The 23,633-nt window shown below is 72.8% G+C and carries 19 protein-coding genes; 15 read left to right on the forward strand and 4 right to left on the reverse strand.

Features of this window, described 5'->3' with window-relative positions; translation table 11 throughout:
* Positions 1–140 precede the first annotated feature (140 nt).
* The 7 genes from AB0E05_RS20355 to AB0E05_RS20385 all read left to right on the forward strand — a co-directional run bounded on the left by AB0E05_RS20355 (position 141) and on the right by AB0E05_RS20385 (position 11,320).
* Positions 141–1,661 (forward strand): leucyl aminopeptidase, encoded by a 1,521-nt coding sequence (locus tag AB0E05_RS20355; protein WP_361965331.1) that lies wholly within the window; start codon positions 141–143, stop codon positions 1,659–1,661.
* A 356-nt stretch (positions 1,662–2,017) separates the two neighbouring features.
* Positions 2,018–3,406, forward strand: coding sequence for a dihydrolipoyl dehydrogenase (gene lpdA / locus AB0E05_RS20360; RefSeq protein ID WP_361965333.1), 1,389 nt, complete (start codon positions 2,018–2,020; stop codon positions 3,404–3,406).
* Positions 3,407–3,462: 56 nt separating this feature from the next.
* Complete coding sequence (sucB, locus tag AB0E05_RS20365; RefSeq protein ID WP_361965336.1) at positions 3,463–5,178, forward strand: 2-oxoglutarate dehydrogenase, E2 component, dihydrolipoamide succinyltransferase; 1,716 nt, start codon at positions 3,463–3,465, stop codon at positions 5,176–5,178.
* Positions 5,179–5,620: 442 nt separating this feature from the next.
* A complete protein-coding gene (locus tag AB0E05_RS20370; RefSeq protein ID WP_361965338.1) occupies positions 5,621–6,259 on the forward strand; it encodes a GntR family transcriptional regulator in 639 nt (212 codons plus the stop codon).
* A 322-nt stretch (positions 6,260–6,581) separates the two neighbouring features.
* Positions 6,582–9,251 carry a pyruvate dehydrogenase (acetyl-transferring), homodimeric type gene (gene aceE / locus AB0E05_RS20375; protein WP_361965340.1) on the forward strand — a complete coding sequence of 890 codons (2,670 nt, stop codon included), beginning with the start codon at positions 6,582–6,584 and terminating at the stop codon, positions 9,249–9,251.
* A 170-nt stretch (positions 9,252–9,421) separates the two neighbouring features.
* Positions 9,422–10,246, forward strand: coding sequence for a MerR family transcriptional regulator (locus AB0E05_RS20380; protein ID WP_361965342.1), 825 nt, complete (start codon positions 9,422–9,424; stop codon positions 10,244–10,246).
* Positions 10,247–10,276: 30 nt separating this feature from the next.
* A complete protein-coding gene (locus AB0E05_RS20385; protein ID WP_361965344.1) occupies positions 10,277–11,320 on the forward strand; it encodes a WYL domain-containing protein in 1,044 nt (347 codons plus the stop codon).
* Here the strand turns inward: AB0E05_RS20385 and AB0E05_RS20390 are convergent.
* Complete coding sequence (locus AB0E05_RS20390; RefSeq protein WP_361965346.1) at positions 11,311–12,255, reverse strand: SDR family oxidoreductase; 945 nt, start codon at positions 12,253–12,255, stop codon at positions 11,311–11,313. The genes AB0E05_RS20385 and AB0E05_RS20390 overlap by 10 nt on opposite strands.
* Positions 12,256–12,351: 96 nt before the next feature.
* Between AB0E05_RS20390 and AB0E05_RS20395 the strand changes: the two genes are divergently transcribed.
* Positions 12,352–12,873 carry a DUF4240 domain-containing protein gene (locus AB0E05_RS20395; RefSeq protein ID WP_361965482.1) on the forward strand — a complete coding sequence of 174 codons (522 nt, stop codon included), beginning with the start codon at positions 12,352–12,354 and terminating at the stop codon, positions 12,871–12,873.
* A gap of 11 nt (positions 12,874–12,884) precedes the next feature.
* On the opposite strand, the gene AB0E05_RS20400 is transcribed toward AB0E05_RS20395, so the two are convergent.
* Positions 12,885–13,412, reverse strand: coding sequence for an N-acetyltransferase (locus AB0E05_RS20400; protein WP_361965348.1), 528 nt, complete (start codon positions 13,410–13,412; stop codon positions 12,885–12,887).
* A 36-nt stretch (positions 13,413–13,448) separates the two neighbouring features.
* On the opposite strand from AB0E05_RS20400, the gene AB0E05_RS20405 reads away from it, so the two are divergent.
* Both AB0E05_RS20405 and AB0E05_RS20410 read left to right on the forward strand, forming a co-directional pair.
* Positions 13,449–14,357 (forward strand): TIGR01777 family oxidoreductase, encoded by a 909-nt coding sequence (locus tag AB0E05_RS20405; protein WP_361965350.1) that lies wholly within the window; start codon positions 13,449–13,451, stop codon positions 14,355–14,357.
* Between the two features lie 655 nt (positions 14,358–15,012).
* The gene (locus AB0E05_RS20410) at positions 15,013–16,347 is read left to right on the forward strand and encodes an NAD(P)/FAD-dependent oxidoreductase (RefSeq protein WP_361965352.1); all 1,335 of its coding nucleotides are present in this window, start codon (positions 15,013–15,015) and stop codon (positions 16,345–16,347) included.
* Positions 16,348–16,454: 107 nt separating this feature from the next.
* On the opposite strand, the gene AB0E05_RS20415 is transcribed toward AB0E05_RS20410, so the two are convergent.
* A complete protein-coding gene (locus tag AB0E05_RS20415) occupies positions 16,455–17,939 on the reverse strand; it encodes a regulator (protein WP_361965354.1) in 1,485 nt (494 codons plus the stop codon).
* A gap of 236 nt (positions 17,940–18,175) precedes the next feature.
* Between AB0E05_RS20415 and lipB the strand changes: the two genes are divergently transcribed.
* From lipB to AB0E05_RS20435, 4 genes are all read left to right on the forward strand, one after another.
* A complete protein-coding gene (gene lipB / locus AB0E05_RS20420) occupies positions 18,176–18,970 on the forward strand; it encodes a lipoyl(octanoyl) transferase LipB (RefSeq protein WP_361965356.1) in 795 nt (264 codons plus the stop codon).
* Positions 18,971–19,189: 219 nt separating this feature from the next.
* The gene (gene lipA / locus AB0E05_RS20425) at positions 19,190–20,161 is read left to right on the forward strand and encodes a lipoyl synthase (RefSeq protein ID WP_361965358.1); all 972 of its coding nucleotides are present in this window, start codon (positions 19,190–19,192) and stop codon (positions 20,159–20,161) included.
* A 277-nt stretch (positions 20,162–20,438) separates the two neighbouring features.
* On the forward strand, positions 20,439–20,648 hold the full coding sequence (locus AB0E05_RS20430) for a hypothetical protein (protein WP_361965360.1): 210 nt from the start codon (positions 20,439–20,441) through the stop codon (positions 20,646–20,648).
* A gap of 10 nt (positions 20,649–20,658) precedes the next feature.
* The gene (locus AB0E05_RS20435) at positions 20,659–21,369 is read left to right on the forward strand and encodes a DUF4191 domain-containing protein (protein WP_361965363.1); all 711 of its coding nucleotides are present in this window, start codon (positions 20,659–20,661) and stop codon (positions 21,367–21,369) included.
* Positions 21,370–21,517: 148 nt separating this feature from the next.
* Here AB0E05_RS20435 and AB0E05_RS20440 read toward each other — a convergent pair whose 3' ends face one another.
* Complete coding sequence (locus AB0E05_RS20440; RefSeq protein WP_361965484.1) at positions 21,518–21,985, reverse strand: RDD family protein; 468 nt, start codon at positions 21,983–21,985, stop codon at positions 21,518–21,520.
* Between the two features lie 227 nt (positions 21,986–22,212).
* Here AB0E05_RS20440 and glnA point away from each other — a divergent pair, with 227 nt between their 5' ends.
* Complete coding sequence (gene glnA / locus AB0E05_RS20445; protein WP_361543157.1) at positions 22,213–23,622, forward strand: type I glutamate--ammonia ligase; 1,410 nt, start codon at positions 22,213–22,215, stop codon at positions 23,620–23,622.
* The last annotated feature ends 11 nt before the right edge of the window (positions 23,623–23,633 follow it).

The raw sequence follows: 23,633 nt of genomic DNA on the forward strand, positions 1-23,633 counted from the left end.
ACCCGGACGGCGCCCGAGGCGAAGCGCCGCCGTGAGCCCGCGCGGTGACCGCGCGTAGGCTCTTCCCGGACGGGGCGCCAACGCAGCCCCCTCGTGGCCCCATCGGCCCTGGAACTCAACGGAAGCGAGAAATCACCACCGTGACTGCTCTCACTCTCAGCACTGCCGGCGCCGCGACGCTGCGCGCCGACGCCATCGTGGTCGGCGTCGCGAAGGGCGCCAAGGGTCCGGTGGTCGCGCCGGGCGCCGAGGCCGTGGACAAGGCGTTCGACGGAAAGCTCGCCTCCGTCCTGGAGACCCTGGGCGCCGCGGGCGCCGAGGGCGAGGCCACCAAGCTCCCGTCCCCCGCCGGCCTGAAGGCGCCCGTCGTCCTCGCCGTCGGCCTGGGCGCGGCGCCGGAGAAGAACGGGTCGTACGACGCCGAGGCCCTGCGCCGCGCCGCCGGCACCGCCGCCCGCGTGCTGACCGGCACGAAGAAGGCCGCGTTCGCGCTGCCGATCTCGGAGGCCGCCGACACCGCGGCGATCGCCGAGGGCGCGCTGCTGGGTGCGTACGCCTTCACCGCCTACCAGGGCGGCGCGGACGCCAAGGGCAGCGGCAAGGCGCCCCTCGCCGAGGTGGCCCTGCTCGGCGCCAAGCCGCGGGACAAGGCCCACAAGGCCGCCGCGGAGCGCGCCCTCGCGCTCGCCGAGGAGATCAACCGCGCCCGCGACCTGATCAACACCCCGCCGAACGACCTCACCCCCGAGGCGTTCGCCGCCGTGGCCAGCGCCGCGGGCAAGGAGCACGGGCTCAAGGTCCAGATCCTCGACGAGAAGGCGCTGGTCAAGGGCGGCTTCGGCGGGATCCTGGGCGTCGGGCAGGGTTCGGCGAACCCGCCGCGCCTGGTCAAGCTGACGTACACGCACTCCCGCAACGCCAAGACGCTGGCGCTGGTCGGCAAGGGCATCACGTACGACTCGGGCGGCATCTCCCTGAAGCCGGCCGGCCACAACGAGACGATGAAGTGCGACATGAGCGGTGCCGCCGCCGTGTTCGCCGCGGTCGTCGCCGCCGCCCGGCTCGGGCTGCCGGTCAACGTCACCGGCTGGCTCGCACTCGCCGAGAACATGCCCTCCGGCACCGCCACCCGCCCCGGTGACGTGCTGCGCATGTACAGCGGCAAGACCGTCGAGGTGCTGAACACCGACGCCGAGGGCCGTCTGGTGCTGGGCGACGCGCTGTGGAAGGCGTCCGAGGAGAAGCCCGACGCGATCGTGGACGTGGCCACCCTCACCGGCGCGATGGTGCTGGCGCTCGGCAACCGCACCTTCGGGATCATGGCGAACGACGACGCGTTCCGCACCGCGATCCACGAGATCGCCGACGAGGTCGGCGAGCAGTCCTGGCCCATGCCGCTCCCGGCCGAGCTGCGCAAGGGCATGGACTCCCCCACCGCCGACATCGCGAACATGGGCGAGCGGATGGGCGGCGGCCTGGTGGCCGGCCTCTTCCTCCAGGAGTTCGTGGGCGAGGGCATCACCTGGGCGCACCTGGACATCGCCGGCCCCGCGTTCCACGAGGGCGCACCCTACGGCTACACCCCCAAGGGCGGCACCGGCTCCTCGGTCCGCACGCTGGTGAGGCTGGCGGAGCGGATGGGCGCCGGCGACCTCGGCTGAGCCTGTCCGTCGATACGGCCCCGGATGCGTCCGGGGCCGTACGCACGCCGTGGCGCTCCTCCCGGGGCGTACCGCGTTCGCTGTGGACGAAACGCCGACCACCGACCACTTGGCAGGGAATCGGCGGACGCGTCCGGATGTTCTACCCACGGGTAACTCCTGGGGTGATCGATCAGACGCCACCAGAGCACTGCCCCGCGTCCCGTCTTCCGCCAACAAATGCGAAGATGGGCCTCGGCAGGACAGGGCCCCCACCACAGGGCCGACGAGACATCGGCCGCACACCAGCCGACAGGCCGGTCGTCCCCGGCGAGAAGGGGGACCGGCGACCGGCGCACATGCATGGAGGACGTGACGTGGCGAACGACGCCAGCACCGTTTTCGACCTAGTGATCCTCGGCGGCGGTAGCGGCGGTTACGCTGCGGCGCTGCGCGGGGCCCAGCTGGGCCTGGACGTCGCCCTGATCGAGAAGGACAAGCTCGGCGGCACCTGCCTGCACTACGGCTGCATCCCCACCAAGGCGCTGCTGCACGCCGGCGAGATCGCGGACCAGGCCCGCGAGTCGGAGCAGTTCGGCGTGCGGGCGACGTTCGAGGGCATCGACGTCGCAGCCGTACACAAGTACAAGGACGACGTGATCTCGGGCCTGTACAAGGGCCTCCAGGGGCTGATCGCCTCCCGCAAGATCACCGTCATCGAGGGTGCGGGCCGGCTGTCCTCGCCCACCTCCGTCGACGTCAACGGCCAGCGCATCGAGGGCCGCCACATCCTGCTGGCCACCGGCTCCGTGCCGAAGTCGCTGCCGGGCCTGGAGATCGACGGCAACCGCGTCATCTCCTCCGACCACGCGCTGAAGCTGGACCGCGTGCCGAAGTCCGCGATCGTGCTGGGCGGCGGCGTCATCGGCGTCGAGTTCGCCTCCGCGTGGCGCTCCTTCGGCGCCGAGGTCACCGTCATCGAGGGCCTGAAGCACCTCGTCCCGGTCGAGGACGAGAACAGCTCCAAGCTGCTGGAGCGGGCCTTCCGCAAGCGGGGCATCAAGTTCAACCTCGGCACCTTCTTCGAGAAGGCCGAGTACACCGAGGACGGCGTGCGCGTCACCCTCGCCGACGGCAAGACCTTCGAGGCCGAGGTGCTGCTGGTCGCCGTCGGCCGCGGCCCGGTCTCCGCCGGCCTCGGCTACGAGGAGCAGGGCGTCGCGATGGACCGCGGCTACGTCCTGGCCGACGAGTACATGCAGACGAACGTGCCCACGATCTCGGCGGTCGGCGACCTGGTCCCGACCCTCCAGCTCGCGCACGTCGGCTTCGCCGAGGGCATCCTGGTGGCGGAGCGGCTGGCCGGTCTCAAGACCGTGCCGATCGACTACGACGGCGTTCCGCGGGTGACGTACTGCCACCCCGAGGTCGCCTCCGTCGGCATCACCGAGGCCAAGGCCAAGGAGGTCTACGGTGCGGACAAGGTCGTCGCGCTGAAGTACAACCTCGGCGGCAACGGCAAGAGCAAGATCCTCAAGACGCAGGGCGAGATCAAGCTCGTCCAGGTCAAGGACGGCGCCGTGGTCGGCGTCCACATGGTGGGCGACCGGATGGGCGAGCAGATCGGCGAGGCGCAGCTCATCTACAACTGGGAGGCCCTGCCGGCCGAGGTGGCGCAGCTCATCCACGCGCACCCGACCCAGAACGAGGCGCTCGGCGAGGCCCACCTGGCGCTCGCCGGCAAGCCGCTGCACGCCCACGACTGAGCCTTCGGCCAGACGACGACCACTTCCCCGCACATTCGTTAGGAGCAACAGAAACCATGCCGGTTTCCGTAACCCTTCCGGCGCTCGGTGAGAGCGTCACCGAGGGCACCGTCACCCGCTGGCTGAAGGCCGAGGGTGAGCGCGTCGAGGCAGACGAGCCCTTGCTGGAAGTCTCGACCGACAAGGTCGACACCGAGATCCCCGCGCCGGCCGCCGGCGTACTGGCCTCCATCAAGGTCGCCGAGGACGAGACCGTCGAGGTCGGCGCCGAGCTGGCCATCATCGACGACGGCACGGGCGCGCCCGCCGCTGCCCCGGCGCCCGCCGCCGAGGCCGCTCCGGCGCCCGCCCCGGCCGCCGAGCCGACCCCCGCGCCCGCCGCCGCTCCGGCTCCCGTGGCCGAGGCCCCCGCGGCCCCCGCCCCGGTGGCCGAGCAGCCCGCCGCGGCTCCGGCCGGCGGCGCCGCCGGTACGGACGTCGTCCTGCCGGCGCTCGGTGAGAGCGTCACCGAGGGCACCGTCACCCGCTGGCTGAAGCAGGTCGGCGAGTCGGTCGTGGAGGACGAGCCGCTGCTGGAGGTCTCGACCGACAAGGTCGACACCGAGATCCCCGCGCCGGCCGCCGGCGTGCTGCTGGAGATCGTGGTCGGCGAGGACGAGACCGCCGAGGTCGGCGCCAAGCTGGCGGTGATCGGCGCCGCCGGTGCCGCTCCGGCCGCGCCCGCCGCCCCGGCTGCTCCGGCCCCCGCCGCTGCGCCCGCTCCCGCGGCTCCCGCGCCCGCGCCGGCCCCCGCGGCTGCTCCGGTGGCTCCGGCTGCTCCGGCCGCCCCCGCGGCCGGTGACGCCTACGTGACCCCGCTGGTCCGCAAGCTCGCCGCCGAGAACGGCGTGGACCTGTCCGCGGTCAAGGGCACCGGCGTCGGTGGCCGCATCCGCAAGCAGGACGTCGTGGCCGCGGCCGAGGCCGCCCGCGCCGCCGCTGCCCCGGCCCCCGCCGCTGCCGCCGCTCCGGCGCCGGCCGCTGCGAAGGCCCCGGCGCTTGAGGTCTCCCCGCTGCGCGGTCAGACCGTCAAGATGACCCGGATGCGCAAGCTCATCGGCGACAACATGATGAAGGCGCTGCACAGCCAGGCCCAGCTGACCTCGGTCGTCGAGGTCGACGTCACCAAGCTGATGCGGCTGCGCAACCAGGCCAAGGACGGCTTCGCCGCCCGCGAGGGCGTCAAGCTCTCCCCGATGCCGTTCTTCGTGAAGGCGGCGGCCCAGGCGCTGAAGGCCCACCCGATCGTCAACGCCCGGATCAACGAGGACGAAGGGACCATCACCTACTTCGACACGGAGAACATCGGCATCGCCGTGGACTCCGAGAAGGGGCTGATGACCCCGGTCATCAAGGGCGCGGGCGACCTGAACATCGCCGGCATCGCCAAGAAGACCGCGGAGCTCGCCGGTGCCGTGCGCACCAACAAGATCCGTCCGGACGACCTGGCCGGCGCCACCTTCACCATCAGCAACACCGGTTCGCGCGGTGCGCTCTTCGACACCGTCATCGTGCCGCCGACCCAGGCCGCCATCCTGGGCATCGGCGCCACGGTGAAGCGCCCGGCCGTCATCGAGACCGCCGAGGGCACCGTCATCGGCGTCCGCGACATGGTGTACCTGTCGCTCTCGTACGACCACCGCCTGGTGGACGGCGCCGACGCCGCCCGCTACCTGAGCGCCGTCAAGGCGATCCTGGAGGCCGGTGAGTTCGAGGTCGAGCTCGGCCTGTAAGAACGCGGCCCGCGAGGATCGCACCCGAGCAGCACCCACCAGCGCCCCCGGCCCTCCGGCCGGGGGCGCTGGCCCGTTCGGCGGCGAACACCCCCCTGGAAGCCGCCGCCGGGGCCTTGTGGTGACACTCACCCGTATGAATTGCATTACGCCCCGAGTACGTTCGCCTCCGCCGCGTGGCGTCGCCGCGCGGCCGTCCCGGGCGTACCGATCGGTAGCCGCGCGCCCCCGTCGACGGCGCCCGCACCCCGCCCGACCAGGGGCGGAAGGCCATCGGCCGCTTCCGGGCCGCGGACGGTCCGGCGTCGGCCGCCGGCATGGAAGCCACCCCTGTGACCTGGGGCCGTCCCGCTGCGTGTCCGGTCGCGGACTCTTCCCGCACACCTTCGGCAGCGATACTTGGCACCCCGTGCACCTCGTCCGCGTCCCCCCGGGAGCTCCCATGACCCCGCCCGTCGTCCACTCGCTCCGGGAGCAGATCCGCGAGCACATCGTGGAGGGGATCGTCAGCGGGCGGTGGAAGCCCGGCGAGCGGATCGTGGAGCGCGGCATCGCCACGGAGCTCCAGGTCTCCCAGACCCCGGTCCGCGAGGCCCTGCGCGAGCTGGAGAGCCTGCGGCTGATCGAGTCCGCGCCCAACAAGGGCGTGCGGGTGCGCAACCTCACCGCGGCGGACCTGGAGGAGAGCTATCCGGTCCGGGCCGGTCTGGAGCAGATCGCGGCCGAACTCGCGGCCGAGCGGCTCTCCGTGGACTGCTCGGTGCTCACCCCGCACGTCGCCGCGCTGTACGAGGCGGACCGCGTCGGCGACCCCGCGGGCCAGGTCCGCCACACGGTCGCCTTCCACCGCGAGCTGGTCCGGGCCGCGGGCAACAACGTCCTGCTGCACACCTGGGAGGGGCTGGGCATCGAGGTGTTCACGGCGCTCTCCATCCGCTGGCTGGGCACGGTCCAGCAGTCGTACGCGGAGGAGCACCAGGCCCTCGTCGACGCCTTCCTCAGGCACGATCCGGAGATCGGCCCCCTGGTGAAGGCGCATGTCCTGGGCTGCGCTCCCGCGCCCGAGCGCTCCGCCCCGTAACGCTCCCGCACCACCCGCACCGCCGCCACCCCGAAGCCCCTTGCTCACCTGAGCCTTCGCCCTTTCATCCGGGGTGTTTTGCGCCCTTTTTGAGGGCACTGCGTGCCCCATTTCGAGGCACGGAATGCCAATTTCGCCCTTCGGAGAAGTTTTACCTCCTAGCACTTTGATCGATCATCGATCAGAGGCTTACAGTCGCTGGGGGCACGACGCCCCCACGCCCTGTCCTGCCAGACAAGGCACCCCCCGGCAGACACCCGTACCACCCAGTACCACCTGCCTCCCACCATCTCCACCCCCCTCCAGTCCGGAAGGCGGCGACATGACCGACCCCGCAGGCAAGCTTCCGAGCGAGCTCGACCAGCTCCCGGATCGTGACAGCGAGGAGACCGCCGAATGGGCGGCCTCCCTGGACGCCGTCACCCAGCACGCGGGCCCGCACCGGGCCTCGTACCTGATGCGCCGCACCCTCCAGCACGCCGAGCGGGCCGGCGTCCCCGTGCCCCGGCTCCTGGAGACGGACTACGTCAACACCATCCCCACCAGCGCCGAGCCCGCCTTCGACGGCGACGAGGCGATGGAGTCCCGGATCACCGCCTGGAACCGCTGGAACGCCGCCGCCATGGTGACCCGCGGCGCCCGGTACGGCGTCGGCGGCCACATCGCCACCTTCGCCTCCGCGGCCTGGCTGTACGAGACCGGCTTCAACCACTTCTTCCACGGGAAGGAGGGCGACGGGAGCGGCGACCAGCTCTACATCCAGGGCCACGCCTCGCCCGGCATCTACGCCCGCGCCTTCCTCGACGGCCGCCTCACCGAGGCCCACCTGGACAACTTCCGCCAGGAGGCGGGCGGCGCCGGTCTGCCGTCGTACCCGCACCCGCGCCGGCTGCCCTGGCTGTGGGAGTTCCCCACGGTCTCCATGGGCCTCGGCCCGCTCTCCGCGATCTACCAGGCGCGCTTCAACCGCTATCTGCACAACCGCTCGATCAAGGACACCTCCGGCTCCCACGTCTGGGCGTTCCTCGGCGACGGCGAGATGGACGAGCCCGAGTCGACCGCGGCCATCGCGCTCGCGGCCCGCGAGCAGCTGGACAACCTGACGTTCGTCATCAACTGCAACCTCCAGCGCCTCGACGGCCCGGTCCGCGCCAACTTCAAGATCGTGCAGGAGCTGGAGGCCCAGTTCCGCGGCGCCGGCTGGAACGTCGTCAAGTCGCTGTGGGGCTCCGCCTGGGACGAGCTGTTCGCGCTCGACACCCAGGGCGCGCTGGTCCGCCGGCTGCGCGAGGTGCCGGACGCCCAGTTCCAGACGTACGCCACCCGGGACGTCGCCTACATCCGCGAGCACTTCTTCGGCGCCGAGCCCGCGCTCGTCGAGCTGGCGAAGGTGCTCACGGACGCGAAGATCGCCGAGTGCTTCTACACCTCCCGCGGCGGCCACGAGGCCCGCAAGGTGTACGCGGCCTACCGCGCGGCCCTCGCCCACAAGGGCGCGCCGACCGTGATCCTGGCGCAGACCGTCAAGGGCCACACCCTCGGCAAGGGCTTCGCGTCGAAGAACGCGAACCACCAGATGAAGAAGCTCTCCATCGACGAGTTCAAGGGCATGCGCGACCTGCTCGAACTGCCGATCCCGGACAGCGCCTTCGACGACGGCGTGGTGCCGTACGCCCACCCGGGCGCCGACTCCCCCGAGCTGCGCTACCTCCAGGAGCGGCGCGCGGCCCTCGGCGGCCCGGCCCCCGCACGCCGGGTGGTGGCCGTCGCCCTGCCCGAGCCGGAGGAGCGCGGCTTCAAGGCCCTCCAGAAGGGTTCGGGCAACCAGGAGATGGCCACCACCATGGCCTTCGTCCGCCTGGTGAAGGACCTGATGCGGGACAAGGAGACCGGCCGCCGCTGGGTGCCGATCGTGCCCGACGAGGCCCGGACCTTCGGCATGGAGTCGCTCTTCCCGTCCGCCGGCATCTACTCGCCGCTGGGCCAGACGTACGAGCCGGTCGACCGCGACCAGCTGATGTACTACAAGGAAGCCAAGGACGGCCAGATCCTCAACGAGGGGATCACCGAGGCCGGCTCCATGGCGGACTTCATCGCCGCCTCCACGTCGTACGCGACGCACGGCGAGCCGATGATCCCGTTCTACATCTTCTACTCGATGTTCGGCTGGCAGCGGACCGGCGACCAGATGTGGCAGCTCGCCGACCAGCTCGGCAAGGGCTTCATCGTGGGCGCCACCGCGGGCCGCACCACCCTGACGGGCGAGGGCCTCCAGCACGCGGACGGCCACTCCCACCTGATCGCGGCCACGAACCCGGCGTCGCTCAACTACGACCCGGCGTTCGCGTACGAGATCGCGGTCATCGTCAAGGACGGCCTGCGCCGGATGTACGGTCCGGACGCCGAGGACGTCTTCTACTACCTGACGGTCTACAACGAGCCCAAGCAGCAGCCCGCGATGCCCGAGGGCGTCGAGGAGGGCATCCTGCGCGGCCTGTACCGCTTCAAGGAGGGGGAGGCCGCCCGCCCGGAGGCCCCCCGGATCCAGCTCCTGGCCTCCGGCACGGCGATCCACTGGGCGCTGGAGGCGCAGCAGCTGCTCGCCGCCGACTGGGGCGTCACGGCCGACGTGTGGTCCGCGACCTCCTGGGGCGAGCTGCGGCGCGACGCCCTCGCGGCGGACGAGGCCCTGCTGCGCGGCGAGGACCGCACCCCGTACGTGCGCCAGGCCCTCAGCGGCGCACCGGGCCCGGTGCTCGCGGTCAGCGACTGGATGCGGCAGGTGCCGGACCAGATCAGCCAGTGGGTCGAGCAGGACTGGTCGTCCCTGGGCACCGACGGCTTCGGCCTGTCGGACACCCGGGACGCGGCGCGCCGGCACTTCGGCGTGGACGCGCAGTCGATCACCGTGGCGGCGCTGGCGCAGCTGGCGCGGCGGGGCGAGGTCCCCGCGGCGGCGGTGAAGGAGGCCCGGGAGCGCTACGGGCTCTGACGCTCCCGAAGATCACCCCCGGACGGCTCGCACCACCGCCCGGGGGTGATGCCGTGTCCGGGCGCCCCGCGCGGGCGCGGCACCCCCGAAAAATGCTTGGGTGGACCACGAAGCTGCTCAAGGGAGGGCACGGGTCCGGCGATCCGTGCGTTCCGCGTTTCGAGGGAGCCATGTTCACCATCGGAGACTTCGCCCGCCACGGCCGGGTGTCCGCGCGGATGCTGCGGCACTACGACGCCATCGGGCTGCTGCGGCCCGAGCGCACCGACCCGGCCACCGGCTACCGGCACTACGCGGCGCACCAGCTCGCCGCGCTCAACCGGATCGTCGCCCTGAAGGACCTGGGCTTCACGCTCCAGGAGGTGCGCCGCATCCTCGGCGAGGACGTGGGCGCGGAGGAGCTGCGCCGGATGCTGGTGGTGCGCCGCGCCGAGCTGGAGGAGGCGATGGCCGCGGCGGCGGTACGGCTCGCGGGGGTCGAGGCACGGCTGCGGTCGATCGAGGACGAGGGCCGGCTGCCGGTCGACGAGGTCGTGGTGAAGCCCGTCCCGGCCGTGCGGGTCGCCGAGCTGACCGCCACGGCGGCGAGTTACGGCCCCGAGCACGTCGGCCCCGTCATCCAGCCGCTGTACGACGAGCTGTTCGGGCGGCTCGCGGCGGCGGGCGTCTCGCCGGCCGGGCCCGGCATCGCGTACTACGAGGACTCCCCCGACGGCGGCGGCGCGGTCCTGGTGCACGCGGCGGTGCGGGTGACGCGGGAGTCCCTGCCCGCCCCGGACAGCGGGGTGCAGCTGGCCGTGCTCCCGGCGCTGCGGTCGGCGGCGACGATCGTGCACCGCGGCTCGATGGACGGCGTCGTCCCCGCCTCGCAGGCCCTGGCGCGCTGGATCGACGCGTACGGCCACCGTTCTGCCGGTTATGCGCGCGAGGTGACCCTGGAGTGCCCCGCCGACCTCGACGGGTGGGTGACCGAACTCCAGGAGCCCTTGGTGTAGTGGCCACGCGGGCGGGGGCATGATGGGGGGATGCGCGCTGCCCGGCTGATCAAGATGGTGCTGCTGCTCCAGTCCAGGCCGTCGATGACGGGGGCGGAGCTGGCCCGTGAGTTGGAGGTCTCGGAGCGGACGGTCACCCGGGACGCCGTGGCCCTGTCGGAGGCGGGCGTCCCGGTGTACGCGGACCGGGGCCGGGCGGGCGGCTATCGGCTCATCGGCGGCTACCGCACCCGGCTGACCGGCCTCGGCCGCAGCGAGGCGGAGGCCCTGTTCCTGTCCGGACTGCCCGGCGCGCTGCGCGAGATGGGGCTGGCGGACGCCGCGTCCGCGGCCCGGTTGAAGGTCTCCGCCGCGCTGCTGCCCTCGCTCGCGGACGCGTCGGCGAGCGCGGCCCAGCGCTTCCACCTGGACGCCCCCGGCTGGTACCACGAGCCGCGGACGCCGCCGATGCTGGCGCGGATCGCGGAGGCGGTGTGGGACGACCGCCGGGTGCGGGCGGAGTACGGCAACCGGCGGGGCGAGCGGGTGGAGCGGCTGTTGGAGCCGTACGGGCTCGTGCTGAAGGCGGGCGTCTGGTACCTGTGCGCCCGGGTCGACGGCACGTACCGGGTGTACCGGATCGACCGGTTCTCCGCGGTCGAACCGGTCGTCCTCGACGGCCCGGACGACGGCGGTACGGGCAGCGGTGCGGGCGGCGGTCTGCGGGACGTGGACGACGCGGCGGACGCGTACTTCGAGCGCGACCCGGACTTCGACCTGCCCGCCTTCTGGGCCGAGCGGGCCGCCCAGTTCGCCCGCTCCATCCTGCGCACCCAGGTCGTGCTCCGGGTCACCGAGGAGGGCGCGCGCCGGCTGCCGTTCGTGACCGACCGGGCCGCGGCCCGGGACGCCCTGGCCGCCGCGGAGGGGCCGGACGCCGCGGGCGAACGGACGGTGACGCTGCCCGTGGAGTCGCACGAGGTGGCGTACGCCCAGCTCATGGCGTTGGGGCCGGACGTCGAGGTGCTGGCGCCGGCGGAGCTGCGGGCGACCTTCGCCGCGGCGGCCGAGCGGACGGCGGCCCGCTACCGGTAGTCGGCGAGCCGCGGTCGTCCGCCCGCCTTCTCGGCGAGCATGAAGCCCCACACGTCGGGCCGGCTGCCGTCCGCGTCCGTGACGCCGTACTCCCGCGCCAGTTGCCCGCTGTCGAGCGACCGGCCGTTCCAGCGCGCCCGGTCGGGGTCGGCGGCGAGCGCGGCGACGCCCCGCGCGACGTACAGCGGCGACTCGGACAGCGCCCAGTGCGGCTGCTGCTCCCCGATGCCGTCCCGCCAGGTCTCCTCGGTGAGCCCGAAGCCGTCCAGCATCTCCTCGGAGCGCAGGAAGCCCGGGGTGACCGCGACGGCCGTGCAGCCGAGGGGCCGCAGCTCCGCGCCGAGGGTGTACGCCATCCGGATCGGGGCGTTCTTGGCGAGGTCGTAGTAGAAGTTCTCGCGCGGTTCGCGGTTGGTCTCCGCGGTGCCGTCGGTGACCTCGATCAGCAGCCCGCCCGACCGCCGCACCAGCAGGGGCAGTGCGATGCTGCTGGTGACGATGTGGGTGCGCACCCCCAGGTCGATCATCCGCAGCCCGCGCTCCAGGTCGACGTCCCACATCCGGGTGTCGAAGTCGAGCAGGGGGTTGCCGCCCCAGACGTCGTTGACGAGGACGTCGAGCCGGCCGTGGTCGCGCTCGATCCGGGCGACCAGCGCACGCACCTGCTCGGGCACCAGGTGGTCGGTGGGCACCGCGACGCCCTCGCCGCCGGCCGCGGTGACCAGCTCGGCGGTCTCCTCGATGGTCTCGGTCGCCCGGCCCAGCTCGCTGACCCGCTCGCGGGTGGTGCGCCCGGTGGCGTACACGACCGCGCCCGCGGCCCCCAGCTGGACCGCGATGGCCCGCCCGGCGCCCCGGGTGGCGCCCGCGACCAGGGCGACCTTCCCCGTCAGCGGTCCGGTGGGCGTCGTTCCTCGGATGTGGCTCGTCGTCATGGCAACGACCGTCGCACGGATTCCGGACACCTGCTGTCCGGCTTTTTCCGGGCTCCGCGTGCGCCCGGTCGCGCCAGCCACGATGCTGGACGCGTGATGGACGAGACGGAGTTCTGGGAGATCGTCGACAGCACCCGCGAGGCCGCCGAAGGCGACCCGGAGGACCACGCCGACCTGCTCGTCGAGCGGCTGCTCCAGCTCGACCCGGACTCCGTGCTGGACTTCGCCCGCCACTTCGAGGCGCGGTACAACCGCGCGTACACCTGGGATCTGTGGGGTGCGGCGGCGCTGCTCCTCGCCGGCGCCAGCGACGACGCCTTCGACTACTTCCGCTGCTGGCTCATCGGCCAGGGCCGGGAGGTCTTCGAGGGCGCGCTGCACGACGCGGACGCGCTCGCCGAGCTGCTGGACGACTTCGACGAAGATGTCGACGGCGACGGCGAGGCGCTGGGATACGCGGCGGACGAGGCATACGAGCAGCTCACCGGGGTCGTGGCGCCGGAGCTGGGGATCGCGCCACAGACCTCGGAGCCGGTGGGCACTCCGTTCGACTTCGACGACGACGCGGCGCTGGCGCACCGCTTCCCCCGGCTGTGGGAGCGCTTCGGCCCCGAGTGAGACGCGGTGGCTCAGTCCAGCGGGCGGCCCATGCAGACGTCGTCCACGTACGCGCCCTCCAGCAGGAACTCCCCCGGCAGCACGCCCTCCACGACGAAGCCTTCCGCCTCGTACAGGGCGCGCGCCGGCGCGTTGTGGCCGAGCACCCGCAGCGTGATCCGCACCGCGCCCTGCCGGCGGGCCTCCTCGCAGGCGGCGCGCACCAGCGCCCGCCCGACGCCCCGGCCGCGGGCCGCCCGGGCCACCGCGAGCCCCTGGATCTGGCGCACGTGCTGGTTGCAGGGCAGCGGCGTCGGCGACACCAGCTTGACGTAGCCGAGCACCGCCCCGTCCGCCCCGCCCGGCTCGCCGTCCTGCGCCACCAGGACGTCCTCGGGCGCGTTCCGCTCGTGGAAGAAGGGGCCGTACGGCGGCGCCTTCCGCGGCGTCACGGCGTGCAGCGGGGACCAGGTGTCCCCGTCCAGCGCGGCGAGCGCGTCGTCGTCGGTCGCGCGGGCGGGCCGGACGTGATGGGTGGCAGATGCAAGCGACTCGGGCATGCGGGTAACTGTGCCACGGCGGACCGTCCGGGCAGGATGGATTTCATGCGGATCGCGATCTCCGGCTCCACCGGACTCATCGGTACGGCGCTCGTGCGCTCCCTGCGCTCCGACGGGCACGAGGTGGTGCGCCTGGTGCGGCGTCCCGCCCGCGCCGGGGACGAGGTGCGGTGGGACCCGAAGCGGCAACATGTGGACACGGCCGGGCTCGTCGGCTGCGAGGCGGTGGTGAACCTCGCGGGCGCCGGCGTCGGCGACCACCGCTGGACGGCGGCGTACCGCAAGGAGATCCGCGACAGCCGGGTGCTGGGCACCGCCGCGCTCGCGGAGGCCGTGGCCGGCCTGGACACCCCGCCGCAGGTGCTGCTGTGCGGCAGCGCGGTGGGGTTCTACGGCGACACCGGCGACCGCGCGGTGGACGAGAGCGCCCCGCCGGGCGACGGTTTTCTGCCGAAAGTCTGCGTGGAGTGGGAGGAGGCCGCCGCGGCGGCGGAGGAGGCCGGCATCCGTACGGTGCACGCCCGCACCGGTCTGGTGGTGTCCCGGCGCGGCGGGGCGTGGGGCCGGATGTTCCCCCTCTTCAAGGCGGGCCTCGGGGGCCGGCTGGGCGACGGCCGGCAGTACTGGAGCTTCATCGCGCTGCACGACGAGGTCGCGGCGCTGCGGCACATCATCGACACCCCCTCCTTGACCGGGCCGGTGAACCTCACGGCGCCCGACCCGCTGCCGAACCGGGAGATCACCGCGGCCATGGCGCGGGCCGTACGGCGCCCCGCGGTCTTCGCCGTCCCCGCGTTCGCCCTGCGGATCGCCCTCGGCGACATGGCCGACGACGTCCTCGCGAGCCAGCGCGCGGTCCCGACGAAGCTCCTGGAGTCGGGCTTCTCGTTCGCCTTCCCCGGCATCGACGCGGCGATCGCAGCGGCGCTGGCCGACTCCGCGTAGCCGCCCCCGCGCTTTCCCTGCGGGGTGCTGGTCTCTGCCCCCGGTGTCGGGCCACTCGCGCAGTTCCCCGCGCCCCTGACGTACTCGCCGTTTCCCTGCGGTGTGTTCGTCCCTGCGGCCCGGTGGGTGGCTTGTCGCGCAGTTCCCCGCGCCCCTGTTTCGCCTCCCTCGGTGCCTCACTGCGACTTGTCTACGGCCGGTTGCCCCGGTGCCCCTACGCCCGAAGGACGTGGGTGATAAGGGGCGCGGGGAACTGCGCGAGCAACCCACCACCGAGGTGCAGAGACCAACGCTCCCGCAGGGAAACGGCGGACACGTCAGGAGCGCGGGGAACTGCGCGACAAGCCACAGACGGCCCGCAGGGACCAACGCACCGCAGGGAAGCCGCGGACACGTCAGAAGCACCAGGCGCGGGCCTGCGCGGGCAGGGCCGCGGTGCCCTGGCGGAGGGCGTCGCACGGCAGAGGGGGCGCGTCGGCAGAGCCGCACCACCCGCACGCACCACCCGCGCCCGCAGCGCAGATCGGCCACGCCTCCGCACCCGCCCTCCCCACCGCGGTATTCACCGCGCCCGTTGGGGGCATGACCCTGTGGGAGCCCGGCAGTCCGTGGCCCGGCGCCCCCCACCAGCGTTGCCGACCTCGGGGAGGGGCACGTGCTCATCAGCACCGCTCACGACGCGGACCACGCGGACGTCATCATCGTCGGAGCCGGCGTCGCCGGGCTCGCGACGGCCCGGCTGCTCACGGAGGCGGGCGTCAGCGTCTCCGTGCTGGAAGCCGGACCCGAGCCGGGCGGCCGGATGGCCACCGACGAGGTCGACGGCTTCCTGCTGGACCGCGTCGGCCAGTTGCTCAACACCGCGCAGCCCGAGCTGCACCGCACGCCGGGCCTCGCGGGGCTGCCCCTGCGCCCCTTCGCGCCGGGCGCACTCGTCCACCGCGACGGACGCCTGCACCGTACGGGCGAGGTCACGCTGCGCCGGAGCGCCGCGGCGGCCGGGGAAGGCGCCTTCGAGGGGGCGTTCACCGTGGCGCGCGCCCTGGCGAGCGCCCCCCGCCCGCTCGACGAGGCCCGGCTCGGCGCCTTCCTGACCCGGCTCGCGGGCACCGCGCCCGACCGCATCGCCGCCCGCCCCGAACGCACGGCAGCCGCGGCGCTCGCCGCCCGCGGCCTCCCGTCCCGCACGGTGGGCGGCTTCCTGCGCCCCCTGCTCGCCGCCCTGCTGTCCGACCCGGAGCTGACGACGTCCAGCCGGTGCGCCGACCTCGCCCTGCACGGCTTCGCCCGCGGGCGGACGTGCGTGCCGCAGGGCGGCGCCGCGACCCTGCCCCGACTGCTCGCCGACGGGCTGCCGACCGGCACGGTCCTGACGGGCGTACGGGTCAAGGACGCGTCGATCGACCGGGTCAGCACCGAGGAGTACGGGGAGTTGAGCTGTCGCGCGCTGGTACTGGCCACCGGCGCGCGGGAGGCCGCCGAGCTCCTGCCGGGCCTGCGAATACCCCCGTTCCACCCGGTGACGGTGGTGCACCACGCGGCGCCCGAGCCACCCCCGACGGGCCCGTCGCTGGTCCTCGACGCGGACCGCAGCGGCCCGGTCGCGCACACCGCGGTGATGAGCGAGGTCGATCCCGTGCGCGCCCCCGGCGACCGCGCCCTGATCACCTCGACGGTGCTCGGCGCTCCCCCGCCGGACCTGGACCGCACGGTCCGGGAGCAGTTGTCCCGGCTCTACGGCGTCCCCACGGACGACTGGGAACTGCTCGCCGTCCACCACGCGCCCGAGGCGGTCCCCGCGATGCCCGCCGGGCACGACCTGCGGCGCCCGGTGCGGGTGCTGGCGGGCCTGTACGTGTGCGGTGACCACCGGGACACCAGCACCGTGCAGGGCGCGCTGCACTCCGCCCGCAGAGTGGCCGACGAGGTCCTCCGCGACTTCGCCGGCGGCGCGGCACCGGCCGGTGCCGGGCTGAGCGCCGCGGCGTAGGGCGCAGCTCCCAGGAGGTCGCCCCGCACCGGTGACGACGGAGCGGGGCGCGTGCGAGCGCGGCCGTGCGGGCACGCCCTGGGGCGTGCCCGGTGCCGCGCGACGGGTCACCCCATCGCCGCGATGCGCTCGCGGTAGGTGCGGACGGCCGCCGCGTCCCGGTAGGGCTCCAGACGGCGCTCGAAGTCGCGCACGTACTCCTGCGCCCGGGCCGAGCGCATCTCGGACGCCTGGAGGGCCGCCTCCGCGCCCAGCGCGCACGCCTGGTCGAGTTCGCCGAGGCCGAGCCGGGCGGTGGCGAGCACCACCCGGCAGAAGAGGCGGCTGCGGGCGAGGGAGTGCGGGCGCAGTTGGAGGGAGCGTTCGGCGTGCTGCACCGCGGCCCGGTACTGCTGGAGGTCGCGGTAGCAGTGCCCGAACTCGTCCGCGAGCTGTGCCTCGTCGAAGAAGCGCGCCCAGTGCGGCACCTCGTCGCCCGGCCGCGCCGACTCCAGCGCGCGCTCGGCCCGCATGAGGGAGGCGGTGCAGGCGCGGGCCTCGCCGAGCACGCCGTGCCCACGGGCCTCCACCGAGTGCAGCAGCGACTGCACGACCGGCGGCGCGGACGGCCCGAGGCCCTGCTGGGCGACCCGGGTGAGCTGCACGGCCTCCCGCCCGTGCCCGAGATAGACCGCCTGACGGCTCATGGTGACCAGCACGTAACTGCCGTACGCCCGGTCCCCCGCCGCCTGCGCCAGCCGCAGCGCCTGGACGAAGTAGCGCTGGGCGAGCCCGTGCGCGGCGATGTCGTACGACGTCCAGCCGGCGAGCCGGGTCAGGTCGGCGACGGCGCCGAACAGCCGGCGCCCGGTGACCTCGCCGTAGGTGCCGCGCAGCATCGGCTCGGCCTCGTGCTCCAGGTAGCGCACGAGGGCCTGGCGGGCGTGGCCGCCGCCGTACGCGTCGTCGATGGAGCGGAACAGCTCCCCGACCGAGCGCAGGGCGGCGATGTCGCCGCTGGAGACCCGCTGCCCGGGGCCGCGGTCCGTACTGCGGTCGATGCCGCGCTGGCGGGGCACGGCGACGGCCGGGCCGCCCTGGTGGGGCACCCGCAGTCCGGTCGCCGGCGCCTCGGCGCGGCTCGCTTGGGCTCCCTCGCCACGGCTGACGCGTTCGTCGGCCCGCCCGATCAGCCAGTCCCGGCTGGGCACGACGAGCCCGGCCGGGGTGAAGGCGATCTTGCGCAGTTCGGCGTGGCTGCCGGAGTCCTTGCGCCACAGACCGCCGACGATGTCGACGGCCTCCTCCGGCGTGGCGGCGAACTCCAGCCCCGCGTACACGGGGGCGCAGGCGTCGAGGCCGAGGTCCTGGGCCGACAGGCGTCGGCCCAGGCGTCTGGTGAACACCTCGGCGATGAGCGCGGGGGTCGTGCCGCGCGGCTGCTGGCCGCGCAGCCAACGCGTCACGGAGGTCTTGTCGTACCGCAGGTCCAGCCCGTGCTCCTGCCCGAGCTGGTCCACTCTGCGGGCGAGTCCCGCATTGGAGAATCCGGCCTCGGCGATCAGCGAGGCGAGCTGGCGGTTGGGCGTGCGCTGCGGGGGTCGTTCCGTCATCAGCTGTGCGGTCTCCTGCCTTCCGGGCCGGTCGCAGCCCTCATGGAACGGCGCGAATTTAGCGGCCCCTCCAGGCCCGCCGACGGGGTTCGACGCAGCTTCATCCGATCGTGTGAGGATGGGGGCCGGCGCTGACGGGAAGGGCCGCCGCCCGCCCGGTTCGGCCGACCGCCGTACAGTGGCGGAGGTGCAGCAGGCGCGGCAGCGCGAGTGGACGGTTCGAGGGAGGCAGTGCCGTGGGTGAGCTGCGGTTCGTCCGGCTGGGCTTCGGCGACGAGGCGGTCGAGTACGTGGAGGCGTGGCAGAAGCAGCGCGAGGTGCACGCCGCCCGGTTCGCGGACGAGGTCCCGGACACCTGTCTGCTGTTGGAACACCCGCCGGTGTACACGGCCGGCCGGCGCACCGAGGACAGCGAGCGCCCCCTGGACGGCACCCCCGTCGTCGACGTGGACCGCGGCGGCAAGATCACCTGGCACGGCCCCGGCCAGCTCGTGGGCTATCCGATCCTGAAGCTGCCGCGCCCGGTGGACGTGGTGGCGCACGTGCGCCGGCTGGAGGAGGCGCTGATCCGCGCCTGCGCCGAGTTCGGCGTGGCGACCAGCCGGATCGAGGGCCGCAGCGGGGTGTGGGTGCTGGGCGACCCGGTGGAGCAGCGGCCGTCGCCGGGCGGGCTCTCGCTGGAGTTCGACCCGAGGCTCACGGACGACGAGTTCGACCCGCGGCTGAACGGCCCCGAGTACGCCCCGTCGAACGCGGGCCAGCGGCGCGAGGACCGCAAGCTGGCTGCCATCGGCATCCGCATCGCCAAGGGCGTCTCCATGCACGGCTTCTCGCTGAACGTGAACCCGGACACCACCTGGTTCGACCGGATCGTGCCGTGCGGCATCCGGGACGCGGGCGTCGCCTCGCTGGCGGACGAGTCGGGCACGGACCTCACCATCGCGGACGTGCTCCCGGTGGTGGAGAAGCACCTGCGGGAGGTGCTGGAGGGCGCGGAGCCACGACCGAGGGAGGTCGAGACCGCGGTCTGAACGCTGTGCGAGCACGGCGTGCAACGCTGTGAGCCGCACCGCATTCCCTCGGTGCCGCGGTCACGGGCCGTTCGGGGGAATGTGCCTGTGTGTGACCGGGTTGGGATGACACAGGGCCGTACAAACGACGGGCGTACCCTGGTGTGCGCCGCTGATTCGAATGCCGCAAAGCCGTGCGCGTCGCAACGCAATGCAGCGCCACGCAGAAAGGGGCACCACGTGTCCGCTGTCGCACCCGACGGACGCAAGATGCTGCGCCTGGAGGTCCGGAACGCCCAGACCCCCATCGAGCGCAAGCCCGAGTGGATCAAGACCCGGGCGAAGATGGGCCCCGAGTACACCAAGATGCAGAAGCTCGTCAAAAGCGAGGGGCTGCACACGGTGTGCCAGGAGGCCGGCTGTCCCAACATCTTCGAGTGCTGGGAGGACCGCGAGGCGACGTTCCTCATCGGCGGTGACCAGTGCACCCGGCGCTGTGACTTCTGTCTGATCGACACGGGCAAGCCCGAGGCCCTGGACCGCGACGAGCCCCGTCGGGTCGGCGAGTCCGTGGTCACCATGGACCTGAACTACGCCACGATCACCGGCGTCGCCCGTGACGACCTGCCGGACGGCGGCGCCTGGCTGTACGCGGAGACGGTGCGCCAGATCCACGCCCAGACGGCGGACCGCGCCGACGGCCGGACCAAGGTCGAGCTGCTGGCTCCCGACTTCAACGCGGCGCCCGAAGCGCTGGCTGAGGTCTTCAGCTCCCGCCCCGAGGTCTTCGCGCACAACGTGGAGACCGTGCCGCGGGTCTTCAAGCGCATCCGCCCCGGCTTCCGCTACGACCGCTCGCTGGAGGTGATCACCCGCGCCCGCGAGGTGGGGCTGGTCACCAAGTCGAACCTGATCCTGGGGCTGGGAGAGGACCGCGCCGAGATCACCGACGCGCTGCGGCAGATGCACGACGCGGGCTGCGAGCTGATCACGATCACGCAGTACCTGCGGCCGACGGTGCGCCACCACCCCGTCGAGCGCTGGGTGAAGCCGCAGGAGTTCGTGGAGCTGAAGGAGGAGGCCGAGCAGATCGGCTTCTCCGGCGTGATGTCCGGCCCGCTGGTGCGTTCGTCGTACCGGGCCGGTCGGCTGTACCAGCAGGCGATGGAGCGCCGGGTGACCGGCGACCGCGCCCAGCTCCCGGTGGTGTGAGCCCGCGCCGCGAGGCAGCGCGGACCAGCACCATGTGAATTCGAGCACAAGCAACTACCGCCCGGTAATGAGGCGGACGGTGCGGTCCGGACGCTCCCCGCAGGTCGGGGCGGCGTACGGGCCGCGTCGGTGTTTTCCGGGCACCACGTCAGGGTTTCATCACCGTTTGACCACCCGGTCACGCGCTGGTAACACCGACGGGTAACCCTACTTTTGCGGCCCGCCCGGGTCCGCAGCGGCCACGGCCGCCCTCCCTCCCCGAAGGGGGCCACCCCCAATGCAGGCACTTCCGGAGCGCTCCACCGCCCTCCCCTCCGTGACCGGCGCCCTACGCGCCGTCGAGTCGCTGCTGCTGGGCCGCGGGCAGCGCACCGCGCGCCGCAACGCCTGGTCGGCCGTGCTGGCGGACCGCCGCCGGGCCAAGGACCGCGTCGAGGCGCTGCACGTACTGGAGGCCGTGGCGGACCGCGCGCCCCGGGCCACGTAAACTTCGGTTTATGGCGAGGAAGGCAAAAACAGACAGCACTGACGCTGCTGCGAACCCCGGGCGACTGAAACAGATCGCCCTGACGTACAAGATGACGCGCAAGGCCGACCCGAAGGTCGGTCTGATCATCGCCGCCGTGGGAGTCGTCACCTTCGGTGTCTTCCTCGGCTTCGGCTACCTCATCGGCTTCCCGATCTACCTGGGCATCCTGGGCTTCTTGTTCGCCCTCCTCGCCGCGGCGATCGTCTTCGGACGCCGTGCCGAGCGGGCGGCCTTCGGCCAGATGGAGGGCCAGCCGGGTGCGGCTGCCGCGGTCCTGCAGAACGTGGGGCGCGGCTGGACGACGACGCCGGCGGTCGCGATGAACCGCAACCAGGACGTGGTGCACCGCGCCGTGGGCCGTGCGGGCATCGTGCTGGTGGCCGAGGGCAACCCGAACCGGTTGAAGACGCTGCTCGCGGCCGAGAAGAAGAAGATGGCGCGGATCGCGATGGACGTGCCGGTGCACGACATCGTCGTCGGCAACGACGAGGGCCAGGTCCCGCTGAAGAAGGTCCGCACGACCATGCTGAAGCTGCCGCGGGTGCTCTCGGGCCCGCAGGTGACGGCGACGAACGACCGGCTGCGGGCGCTCGGGGACCTGATGAGCAACATGCCGATGCCCAAGGGCCCCCTGCCGAAGAACATGCGCATGCCGCGCGGCGGCCCGAAGATGCGCTGACCGACCGGGTCCGTCGGACCTGTCGGGAAAGCCTTCCGCAGCCGACTGCGCGTGACGTGGAGAGGGGCGGCCCGGATCGAATCCGGGCCGCCCCTCTCGCTGTGCGTGCGGTTGACTCTCGCTGTGCGTAAGGTTGGCGCCTACGCCCTCAGAGCCGTACCTGTACGGCCTTGGCGAACCGGTCGTGCAGTCCGCGGCCGTCGCGGTCCCAGATCAGGGCGGGCAGCGCCAGACAGAGCAGCGCGGTGCGCAGCAGGACCCGGCCGAAGCCGAGCCGTCCGCCGTCGACGGAGACGACCCGGAGCTTGAAGAGCCGCTTGCCGGGGGTGAAACCGAGGGTCCCGACGGCGAGGGCGTTCACCACGAACAGGATGCCGACCGCGATGTTCGCCGTGGTCTGGGGCGCGCCGCTGCTGAAGAACGCGTTCGCGATCAGGAAGCAGAGCCCCCAGTCCACGAAGATGGCGCCGAGGCGCCGCCCCGTGGGCGCGATGGCGCCCGGCCCCTCCTCCGGCAGACCGAGCCGCTTGCCCCGGTGACCGAAGTCGACGCCCATGTCCTCGGCCGCCGCGCGGGGCCCGGAGAGCCACGATCCGACTGCTTGCCTCTTGTCCACGTCCACCCGTCCACGGTACTGGGCCCGGGCCGCGGGAACGGCCGTGGGGGGCGACCGCTGGGGTGACGTACGCAACCCGACGACCGGCCCGGTTAACGCGGGCGAAACAATCGGGTCATGCTGGAGAAATGCCTCCTGCCTATGGTCGGGACCTGCGTGTGCCACCGCACTGGCCGCACGGACGAGCTACCACCCCGCCCCTCCGGGTCGGGAGTAGGAGGAGTTGGATGTTCCAGAACGCCGACGACGCGAAGAAGTTCATCGCAGACGAGGACGTCAAGTTCATCGACGTCCGCTTCTGCGACCTCCCGGGCGTGATGCAGCACTTCACCATCCCGGCGCATGCGTTCGACCCGGCCGAGGAGCTGGCCTTCGACGGCTCGTCGATCCGTGGCTTCCAGGCGATCCACGAGTCCGACATGGCGCTGCGCGCCGACCTCTCGACGGCCCGGGTCGACCCGTTCCGCCGCGACAAGACGGTCAACATCAACTTCTTCATCCACGACCCGATCACGGGCGAGCAGTACAGCCGCGACCCGCGCAACATCGCCAAGAAGGCGGAGACGTACCTCGCCTCCACCGGCATCGCGGACACCGCGTACTTCGGCCCCGAGGCCGAGTTCTACGTCTTCGACTCGGTGCGCTTCAACACCTCCGCGAACGAGGGCTTCTACCACATCGACTCCGAGGCCGGCGCCTGGAACACCGGTGCGGTCGAGGACAACCGCGGCTACAAGGTCCGCTACAAGGGCGGTTACTTCCCCGCCCCGCCGGTGGACCACTTCGCCGACCTGCGCGCCGAGATCTCCCTGGAGCTGGACAAGGCGGGCCTCCAGGTCGAGCGCCAGCACCACGAGGTGGGCACGGCCGGCCAGGCGGAGATCAACTACAAGTTCAACACCCTCCTCGCCGCCGCCGACGACCTGATGCTCTTCAAGTACATCGTGAAGAACGTCGCCTGGCGCAACGGCAAGACCGCGACCTTCATGCCGAAGCCGATCTTCGGCGACAACGGCTCGGGCATGCACGTCCACCAGTCCCTCTGGCAGGGCGGCGTCCCCCTCTTCTACGACGAGCAGGGCTACGCCGGCCTCTCGGACACCGCCCGCTACTACATCGGCGGCATCCTCAAGCACGCCCCGTCGCTGCTCGCCTTCACCAACCCGACGGTGAACTCCTACCACCGTCTGGTCCCCGGCTTCGAGGCCCCGGTGAACCTGGTCTACTCGCAGCGCAACCGTTCCGCCGCGATGCGCATCCCGATCACCGGCTCCAACCCGAAGGCCAAGCGCGTCGAGTTCCGCGCCCCCGACCCGTCCTCCAACCCGTACCTGGCCTTCGCGGCCCTCCTCCTCGCGGGCATCGACGGCGTCAAGAACAAGATCGAGCCGGCCGAGCCGATCGACAAGGACCTCTACGAGCTGGCCCCCGAGGAGCACGCGAGCGTCCCCCAGGTCCCGACCTCCCTCCCCGCGGTCCTCGACGCCCTGGAGGCGGACAACGAGTACCTGCAGGCGGGCGGCGTCTTCACCTCGGACCTGATCGAGACCTGGATCGACTACAAGCGCACGAACGAAATCGCCCCGATCCAGCTCCGCCCGCACCCGCACGAGTTCGAGCTGTACTTCGACATCTAAGCCGCGACGCC

Source organism: Streptomyces sp. NPDC048057, assembly GCF_040653095.1.
In the GTDB taxonomy this organism is placed as follows: Bacteria; Actinomycetota; Actinomycetes; order Streptomycetales; family Streptomycetaceae; genus Streptomyces.

Bases quoted from the DNA above. Each gene is read 5' to 3' on its own strand.
- sucB (WP_361965336.1), top strand. From the start codon at position 3,463: ATGCCGGTTTCCGTAACCCTTCCGGCGCTCGGTGAGAGCGTCACCGAG.
- AB0E05_RS20370 (WP_361965338.1), top strand. From the start codon at position 5,621: ATGACCCCGCCCGTCGTCCACTCGCTCCGGGAGCAGATCCGCGAGCAC.
- aceE (WP_361965340.1), top strand. From the start codon at position 6,582: ATGACCGACCCCGCAGGCAAGCTTCCGAGCGAGCTCGACCAGCTCCCG.
- AB0E05_RS20380 (WP_361965342.1), top strand. From the start codon at position 9,422: ATGTTCACCATCGGAGACTTCGCCCGCCACGGCCGGGTGTCCGCGCGG.
- AB0E05_RS20385 (WP_361965344.1), top strand. From the start codon at position 10,277: ATGCGCGCTGCCCGGCTGATCAAGATGGTGCTGCTGCTCCAGTCCAGG.
- AB0E05_RS20390 (WP_361965346.1), bottom strand. From the start codon at position 12,255: ATGACGACGAGCCACATCCGAGGAACGACGCCCACCGGACCGCTGACG.
- AB0E05_RS20395 (WP_361965482.1), top strand. From the start codon at position 12,352: ATGGACGAGACGGAGTTCTGGGAGATCGTCGACAGCACCCGCGAGGCC.
- AB0E05_RS20400 (WP_361965348.1), bottom strand. From the start codon at position 13,412: ATGCCCGAGTCGCTTGCATCTGCCACCCATCACGTCCGGCCCGCCCGC.
- AB0E05_RS20405 (WP_361965350.1), top strand. From the start codon at position 13,449: ATGGATTTCATGCGGATCGCGATCTCCGGCTCCACCGGACTCATCGGT.
- AB0E05_RS20415 (WP_361965354.1), bottom strand. From the start codon at position 17,939: ATGACGGAACGACCCCCGCAGCGCACGCCCAACCGCCAGCTCGCCTCG.
- AB0E05_RS20430 (WP_361965360.1), top strand. From the start codon at position 20,439: ATGCAGGCACTTCCGGAGCGCTCCACCGCCCTCCCCTCCGTGACCGGC.
- AB0E05_RS20435 (WP_361965363.1), top strand. From the start codon at position 20,659: ATGGCGAGGAAGGCAAAAACAGACAGCACTGACGCTGCTGCGAACCCC.
- glnA (WP_361543157.1), top strand. From the start codon at position 22,213: ATGTTCCAGAACGCCGACGACGCGAAGAAGTTCATCGCAGACGAGGAC.